The following is a 6,512-nucleotide window of genomic DNA, read 5'->3' on the forward strand; positions in this document are numbered from 1 at the left end:
AGAAACGACATCCGCGCACCAGTGGTGCGCGCCAGCCAAGAGTATACCACGTTTGCGCCACTCGCTCTGTCTGGGTACAATCTGTTTTATGCCGGTTGCCCTTGCACCGCCTCCCACGGTTCATCTCCACGACTTTGAGGGTCCACTCGACCTGCTGCTCCATTTGGTGCGGCAGGGACGCATGGATATCTTTGACTTGCCGGTCGCCAATCTGTGCGATCAGTACCTCGTGCATCTGAATGCAATGGAGCATCTGGACCTCGGGGTGGCCGGGGAGTTTCTCGTGATGGCGGCGACACTGCTGGAGATAAAATCCCGGCTGCTGCTGCCCGCGCCCCCCAAAGAGGAGTTCGACGACGAGAGCGACGCCGGGTTAGACCCGCGCACCGAGCTGGTGCGCCGACTCTTAGAGTACAGTCAGTACCAGGCTATCGCGGAGACACTGCTCCAGCGCGAGGGCGAGATCCACCGCTCGTTTTTCCGCGAGCCGCTGCCCTACTCGTCGGAGTTTGCCCTGCCTCCCAAGTTTGGCGAGCTACCCGCCGACGCGCTCCTGCGTGCCCTAGAGCGTATTCTCGCCGATGTCGGAGCGGGCGAGCGGCAGATCACGAGCATCCGTCGGCAGAAGATCACGCTACGCATGACCATGCGCCTGGTGCTCGGGCAGGTGGAGAGCGCGGGCGACGAGGGCTTGCTTCTGGAGGAGCTGCTCCCTGTGCCGCCCTTTGAAGTGATCGAGGTGATCTTGCTGTTTCTCGCGCTTTTAGAGCTACTCAAACAAGGCTCACTTGAGGTACAACAGGAAGGATTCTGTACCCCCATTCGGCTGGTATTCGTCCCCGAAGACGCCCGAGAGGCCTTTCACTCCGAGACAGAAACCGAGGAAGTTCACGAGAATGCGTAGCCTTTTAGGAATGGTCGAGGCGCTCCTCTTCGTCTCCGGCGACCCGCTGAGCCTGAAAGATCTCACCAAGGCCACGGAGTGGGATGAAGACGCGGTGCACGATGCGGTTACCGCGCTGCGCCAGCGCTACCGAGAACAAGACTCCGGCCTACAAATCGTGCTGATAGACGATGGCTACCAGCTCGCCACGCGCCCGGAGTACGGTGAGACAATCGGAAAGCTGCTCGCGCCCCACGCAAACCGCCTGTCCAAGCCCGCGCTGGAAACCCTGACCATTGTGGCCTACCGCCAGCCCGCCACCCAGGCCGAGGTCGAGGCGATTCGGGGAGTGTCCTGCGATGGTGTCCTCAAGACCCTGCAAGAGCGCGAGCTGGTCTATGAGGCGGGCCGCAAACAGACACCGGGCCGCCCCATTCTCTACGCGACCACCACGGCATTTCTGCACTACTTCGGCCTCACCAGCATTGACGAGCTGCCCGCACTCCCCGAGGATGCCCCCACGGAGTCGGAGCAGCAAGCGGCCAAGATCTCACTAGAGGCGGCGAGCGCCTTATGAGACTCTGGTGTTTCCCCCTTTTTGCCACCTGTCTCACTCTGGGCGTGCAACCAGCGCAGGCGCGCCCTGGGCGAAAGCGCCCACCAAAGCCACCGATTACGTTCAAGACAGAGGCCGAGCATGTTGCCCTCGTGAAGGCGGGGAAGCTTCCGGGCTACTTCACAAAAACAGATCTGAGCAAGCCGCCCGTGCTTTCCGCTCCCAGTGCCCTGCTCATGGAGTTTGACACCGGCGAGGTGCTCTACGAGTCCGCAGCGGATACCCGGCGCTTCCCGGCATCCACCACGAAGATTTTGACGGCGCTGCTATTTGTCGAAAACACCCAGCCCGAGGAAATTGTCACCTGCAAAAATCTTAATATTACCAAGATCGAGCCCAGTACACTCAGTATCAAACCCGGTGAGCGCTTTCGAGCGGAGCAGCTTCTCTACGGTTTTATTCTGCGCTCAGCCAACGATGGCGGTGTCGTGATCGCTGAGCATGTCGCAGGCTCGGTGCCCGCTTTTGCACAGAAAATGAACGCGCGGGCAGCAGAGCTGGGTGCACGTCACAGCCACTTTGTGAATCCACACGGGCTTCACAACGCCGGGCACTACACCACGGCACGAGATTTAGCGCTGATCGCACGCGCGGCTCTCCAGAACCCGCGCTTCGCCGATGCCGTTGGCACCCCAAAACGGACGATCAGCCGCTCGATTAACTTCAAGGATCTTGTGGTGGCCTCCAAGGCGAAGAAGGGCTTCTACGATGTGGTTCTCGGTGCCGATGGCGTCAAGACCGGCTTCACCAACGCCGCACGGCACTGCTTTGTCGGCTCCGTGACACGCAATGGGCGCCGCCTCCTGGCCGTGATTTTGAACGCCCCCCGTAGTGCTGTCGGGGATACCGTTCCCTTGATCGAGTGGGGATTTGCACGCTACGGCGCGACAACAGTGGCGGTAAGCGGGCAGCGGGCAGCATGGGTACCCACGAAACTCGGAGCGGAGGGGCGTGTCGCGGGAGTCGCGGCGCAGACGGTGCACATTACGCAAGATCGCCTCCACCCAAGCGCCGTCGAAACGACCGTCATGCCAACCACCAACACGGCTCCCATTCGGGCGGGTCAGGAAGTGGGCACGCTGGTGGTAAAACGCGGGGGGACACTTGTCGCGCGTATCCCCCTTCAGGCCGCGCATGCGATTCCTCGCTCTGTCGTGCGCTCCACGGGACGTAGCCCGTGGCTCTGGATCAGCCTAGGAGGGGGTGGCCTGGCACTTCTTATCGTGCGCCAGCGCAATCTCGAACGCACCCGCCGTGCTCGCCGCCGCCGCCGCCCGACGGTAGCCGAACCACTATGAACGAACTCCCTAAAAACTGGGCAATGATCTTTGCACTTTGCACACAGTGGCAAGGCCCGCTCACCGCCGCCGACGGCCTGAGTGAGAGCGAGCTAGACGCACTAGACGAGGAGCTGGGCCAGCCGCTCCCGGCACTTGTGCGGGCTTGGTATGGCGCCGTCGGCAAGTGCGGGCGGCTCAACGGCCCGGACGCACAGCTCCACCTGACTCCCTACACACAGCTAGAAATCACCTCGCTCTGGGAAGACCTAGAGGGCGAGAACCTGGCCGGGGAGGAAGCCGACTACCCACGCCGCCTGGTGCTCTACGACGAAAACCAGTACCTGTATAGCTGGGTTATCTTAGAGACGGATCTCTCGTTGCCCGATCCGCCGCTCTATATCGAGGACGCGGACGGTGTTCTGGGGACGGATTATCTCCTGCTCCCCTCCACCTCCTGCTTCAGTGACTTCGCCGCCCAAGCACTCGCCTTCGAGCTGGTCAGTCGTGCGAACAACACAATTGATCTGCAGACGCCCGAGCCGCTCGCCGATGCCGCCCGGCTGTTTTCCCCCGTCGCCGACGACCCTCTGGTCTACCCTCAAGCGCTGCGCTTCTGGTTCACCGACGGCATTATCGCCGCGACGATGGACGACACGTGGTTCTGTGCCGAAGCGCTCTCCGACGAATCTAAAGTACGCTTCGAAGCCCGCCTGAAAGAAAAACGATAAAATGATGAAACGTCTCTTCGCTCTGCCTCTCTCGATTCTCTGCCTCTGTTCCCCCGCGCTTGCCCAGACCGTGCTCTACGACGCGGCGGGTGGCCAGAAAGTCAGCCAGTTTGGCGGATGGATCGTCAACCCACTGTCCTCGGAGAGCTTTGTCTCCAGCACAACCTTGTTTGACACAACGCTACCCGATAACAGCGTGCAGGGTGGCTTCTCGCGCTTCGACCAGCCGCTCAGCCGCGTGGCGGGTTTCTCCCTGGGCTTCACAATGAAGCTGGACAGTGAGACCCATGATGGCCCCAACGGCCCCGACCGCTCCGGCGTCTCCGTGATTGCAATCACGAGCGATCTGATGGGAATCGAGCTAGGATTCTGGTCGGATCGCGTCTGGGCACAGTCCGGGCCAGGGTTTACCAAAGCCGAGGAAGGGCTTTTTAACACCACAGCGGCACTGACAGACTACAGCCTCCAGGTTGCAGGAACGAACTACCAGCTCCTGGCAAACGGCACGCCCGTCGTCTCGGGGCTCCTGCGCAACTACTCGTCGTTTGGTATTCCCTACAACCTCCCCAATTTTCTCTTCTTTGGCGACGACACCACGTCCGCACGGGGAAGTTTTCGCACGTCGCGTATCACCTTGGGGGGCGTCGCACCTGAGCCCAGCACTATCGGGCTGCTCGCCCTCGGTGGCTTGTTGGTGGTGCGTCGCCGTCGCCGCCGTAACAACACGCTCTGAAAGGTGGCTCAGAGAAATATGAAATTTATCATTGGTGTAGACTGTGAAGGCCCGGCATGTGTGGTCGGAGCCCCCGGCAAGACACTGACGGACTCCCCCGACTTTGCCTTTGCGCGAAAGCAAGCCACGCGCGAAGCCGATGCGGCAGCGCGGGCGTGCTTTGATGCAGGAGCGGAGCAGGTAATTGTCTGGGACAACCACGGCGGCTCGCTCAATCTTGACTACGACGGCCTCGATCCGCGCTGTGAGGTGGCGCTCGGGGTCTTTCCCCACCGCTGGCCGGAGCTGGACGCGAGCTTTACGGGCGTTCTCTTTATCGGGTACCACGCGATGGACTCGACCGTGGACGCCGTCATCGCCCACACGTTCTCCAGCATAGCCTACCAGGAGCTTCGTATCAACGGCGCGGCTGTCGGAGAGCTCGCCATAGATGCCGCGATGGCCGGACTGGTTGGTGTCCCCCCGCTCTTCGTCGCCGGGGATGACAAGTGCGTTTTAGAGGCGGAGCACTTCTTTCCGGGAATCACGACCGTGACCACCAAGCGGGCGCACGGCTGGAATGCCGCCGTCAGCCTGCACCCAAAACGCGCCGTCGAGGCGATCTACGACGGCGTGCGTGCGGCCATTTTGCGACGTGAACACGCGCACCCGTTTCGCTTTTCTGACCCACTGGAGCTAACCCTTCGCTTCAAGCGCCTAGACGCCGCCGAAGCCGCGTGCCGTCCGCCCCAAAACGCTGAGCGCGTGGATGCCTACACCGTCCGCTGGCAGCTCACCTCACTGAAAGAGAGATTCTAAGATGCATGTCACCACTCTGGGCCGAACGGGCCTCACGGTAAGCTGCATGGGCCTGGGCTGCGGCGGTCACAGTCGGCTAGGGCTCGCCACGGGCAAAGACGAAGCCAATGCGATTGCTGTGGTGCACAAAGCCCTGGATCTGGGGATTAATTTTATTGACACCGCCGAGAGCTACAAGACGGAGACGGCGGTCGGCAAAGCGCTGTTGCTGTCAAGAACGCCACGGGAGCAAGTCGTGCTCTCGACCAAGCTCAGCCCGCAACAAGACGGAAAGTTCTCCTCGAAATCCGAGTTCAAGGAGCGCTTCAGCGGCAACCTTGCCCGCCTGCAAACCGACTACGTGGATATTTTACACCTGCACGGAGTCAAAGCCGATGAGTATAGCTACTGCCTTAGTGAGCTGGTTCCGGCACTATTGGAACTGCGCAATGAAGGCAAGATTCGTTTCTTAGGGATCACGGAAGCGTTCGGCCCCGACCCGCAGCACGCCATGCTCGGCCCCGCAGTGACCAACGACAACTGCTGGGACGTCGTGATGGCGGGCTTTAATGTGCTCAATCAGTCGGCCCGAGAGCGCGTTCTGACCATGACCCAGGCAAAGAAAATTGGTGTCTTATGCATGTTCGCCGTGCGTCGCGTTCTTAGCAACCCCAGTGCTCTCAACACACTCCTCACCGAGCTTGTTGCCAGCGGCCAGCTCCCAAGCGAAGCACTCAATGTCTTCCCCGAAGGCGACATCACCGAGCTTGCCTATCAGTTCTGCCGCGACGAACCTGGTATTGACATTGTGCTCTGCGGGACGGGAAACCCCGTGCATCTGGCAGCCAATGCCACAGCGCTTTTGGGGCCAGCACTTCCCGCCAGCCAGCGAGAGACTCTGATGCGCGTCTTCGAGGGTCTGGATAGCATCTCAGGAAACTGAATTTGAGAGGCGCCGATCAGAATCGAACTGATGCATAAAGGTTTTGCAGACCGTTTTGCAAATTCCCTCTAACAGAGTGGCCTCAATCAGTTTGGCTCCAATCATCGGCGAGGCGCTCGGCTTGGGTCAGGACGAGCAGAACCGCATCATCGGTGTACTCTGGTGGGTACTTGTGGCGGCGCAGGGTAATTCTGACAAGATTGCGGAGGCGGGCACGGACGCTCTCGCGCTTTTGCCAGTCTACGGTGGTGCTGTTGCGCAGCTTGGTGGCGAGTTCCTGGGCGATCAATTTCAGCACGTCGTCTTGCATCTCGCGGGCGGCGCTTTCGTTACTGGCGAGGGCATCGAAGAAGGCGAGCTCGGCGGGGTTGAGGCCGAGCTTCTCGCCACGGCTGGCAGCTTCGCGGAACTCTTTGGCGAGCTCGATTAGCCTAGCGATAACGTCGGCGCTGGTGATGTTGCGGTTGTTGTACTGGAGGAGAGTAGCTTGGAGGCGATCCCCGTACTTTTTCTCCTGGACGACGTTGTTGCGCATCTGGGCTTTGACGGAGT

The 6,512-nt window shown here is 60.7% G+C and carries 8 protein-coding genes; 7 read left to right on the plus strand and 1 reads right to left on the minus strand.

Going from position 1 to position 6,512, the window contains the following annotated elements:
- Positions 1–88 precede the first annotated feature (88 nt).
- From ACH2EH_RS02415 to ACH2EH_RS02445, 7 genes are read left to right on the plus strand one after another with little or no spacing between them, the layout of a single operon-like run.
- Positions 89–904: a segregation and condensation protein A gene (locus ACH2EH_RS02415; protein ID WP_395138557.1), complete on the plus strand. Its 816-nt coding sequence runs from the start codon at positions 89–91 to the stop codon at positions 902–904.
- Positions 897–1,460 carry an SMC-Scp complex subunit ScpB gene (gene scpB, locus ACH2EH_RS02420; protein WP_395138560.1) on the plus strand — a complete coding sequence of 188 codons (564 nt, stop codon included), beginning with the start codon at positions 897–899 and terminating at the stop codon, positions 1,458–1,460. Before ACH2EH_RS02415 ends, scpB begins: the two co-directional genes overlap by 8 nt.
- Positions 1,457–2,797 (plus strand): D-alanyl-D-alanine carboxypeptidase family protein, encoded by a 1,341-nt coding sequence (locus ACH2EH_RS02425; protein WP_395138562.1) that lies wholly within the window; start codon positions 1,457–1,459, stop codon positions 2,795–2,797. Before scpB ends, ACH2EH_RS02425 begins: the two co-directional genes overlap by 4 nt.
- Entirely contained in the window at positions 2,794–3,507 is a 714-nt protein-coding gene (locus tag ACH2EH_RS02430) for an SMI1/KNR4 family protein (RefSeq protein WP_395138564.1), read from the plus strand. Before ACH2EH_RS02425 ends, ACH2EH_RS02430 begins: the two co-directional genes overlap by 4 nt.
- 1 nt (position 3,508) lies before the next feature.
- Positions 3,509–4,240, plus strand: a complete 732-nt coding sequence (locus ACH2EH_RS02435) for a PEP-CTERM sorting domain-containing protein (RefSeq protein WP_395138566.1) — start codon at positions 3,509–3,511, stop codon at positions 4,238–4,240.
- Between the two features lie 18 nt (positions 4,241–4,258).
- Positions 4,259–5,038: a M55 family metallopeptidase gene (locus ACH2EH_RS02440; RefSeq protein ID WP_395138568.1), complete on the plus strand. Its 780-nt coding sequence runs from the start codon at positions 4,259–4,261 to the stop codon at positions 5,036–5,038.
- Between the two features lies 1 nt (position 5,039).
- Entirely contained in the window at positions 5,040–5,960 is a 921-nt protein-coding gene (locus ACH2EH_RS02445; protein WP_395138571.1) for an aldo/keto reductase, read from the plus strand.
- 82 nt (positions 5,961–6,042) lie between these two features.
- Here the strand turns inward: ACH2EH_RS02445 and ACH2EH_RS02450 are convergent.
- Positions 6,043–6,512 (minus strand): type I restriction enzyme endonuclease domain-containing protein (locus ACH2EH_RS02450; RefSeq protein WP_395138573.1); only part of this gene is annotated, 470 nt, incomplete at its 5' end.

This window comes from Armatimonas sp. (genome assembly GCF_043760365.1).
Taxonomy (GTDB): Bacteria; Armatimonadota; Armatimonadia; order Armatimonadales; family Armatimonadaceae; genus Armatimonas.

What these genes read in the sequence shown, in the direction of transcription:
- ACH2EH_RS02415 (WP_395138557.1), top strand. Translation starts at nt 89, where the DNA reads ATGCCGGTTGCCCTTGCACCGCCTCCCACGGTTCATCTCCACGACTTT.
- scpB (WP_395138560.1), top strand. Translation starts at nt 897, where the DNA reads ATGCGTAGCCTTTTAGGAATGGTCGAGGCGCTCCTCTTCGTCTCCGGC.
- ACH2EH_RS02425 (WP_395138562.1), top strand. Translation starts at nt 1,457, where the DNA reads ATGAGACTCTGGTGTTTCCCCCTTTTTGCCACCTGTCTCACTCTGGGC.
- ACH2EH_RS02430 (WP_395138564.1), top strand. Translation starts at nt 2,794, where the DNA reads ATGAACGAACTCCCTAAAAACTGGGCAATGATCTTTGCACTTTGCACA.
- ACH2EH_RS02435 (WP_395138566.1), top strand. Translation starts at nt 3,509, where the DNA reads ATGATGAAACGTCTCTTCGCTCTGCCTCTCTCGATTCTCTGCCTCTGT.
- ACH2EH_RS02440 (WP_395138568.1), top strand. Translation starts at nt 4,259, where the DNA reads ATGAAATTTATCATTGGTGTAGACTGTGAAGGCCCGGCATGTGTGGTC.
- ACH2EH_RS02445 (WP_395138571.1), top strand. Translation starts at nt 5,040, where the DNA reads ATGCATGTCACCACTCTGGGCCGAACGGGCCTCACGGTAAGCTGCATG.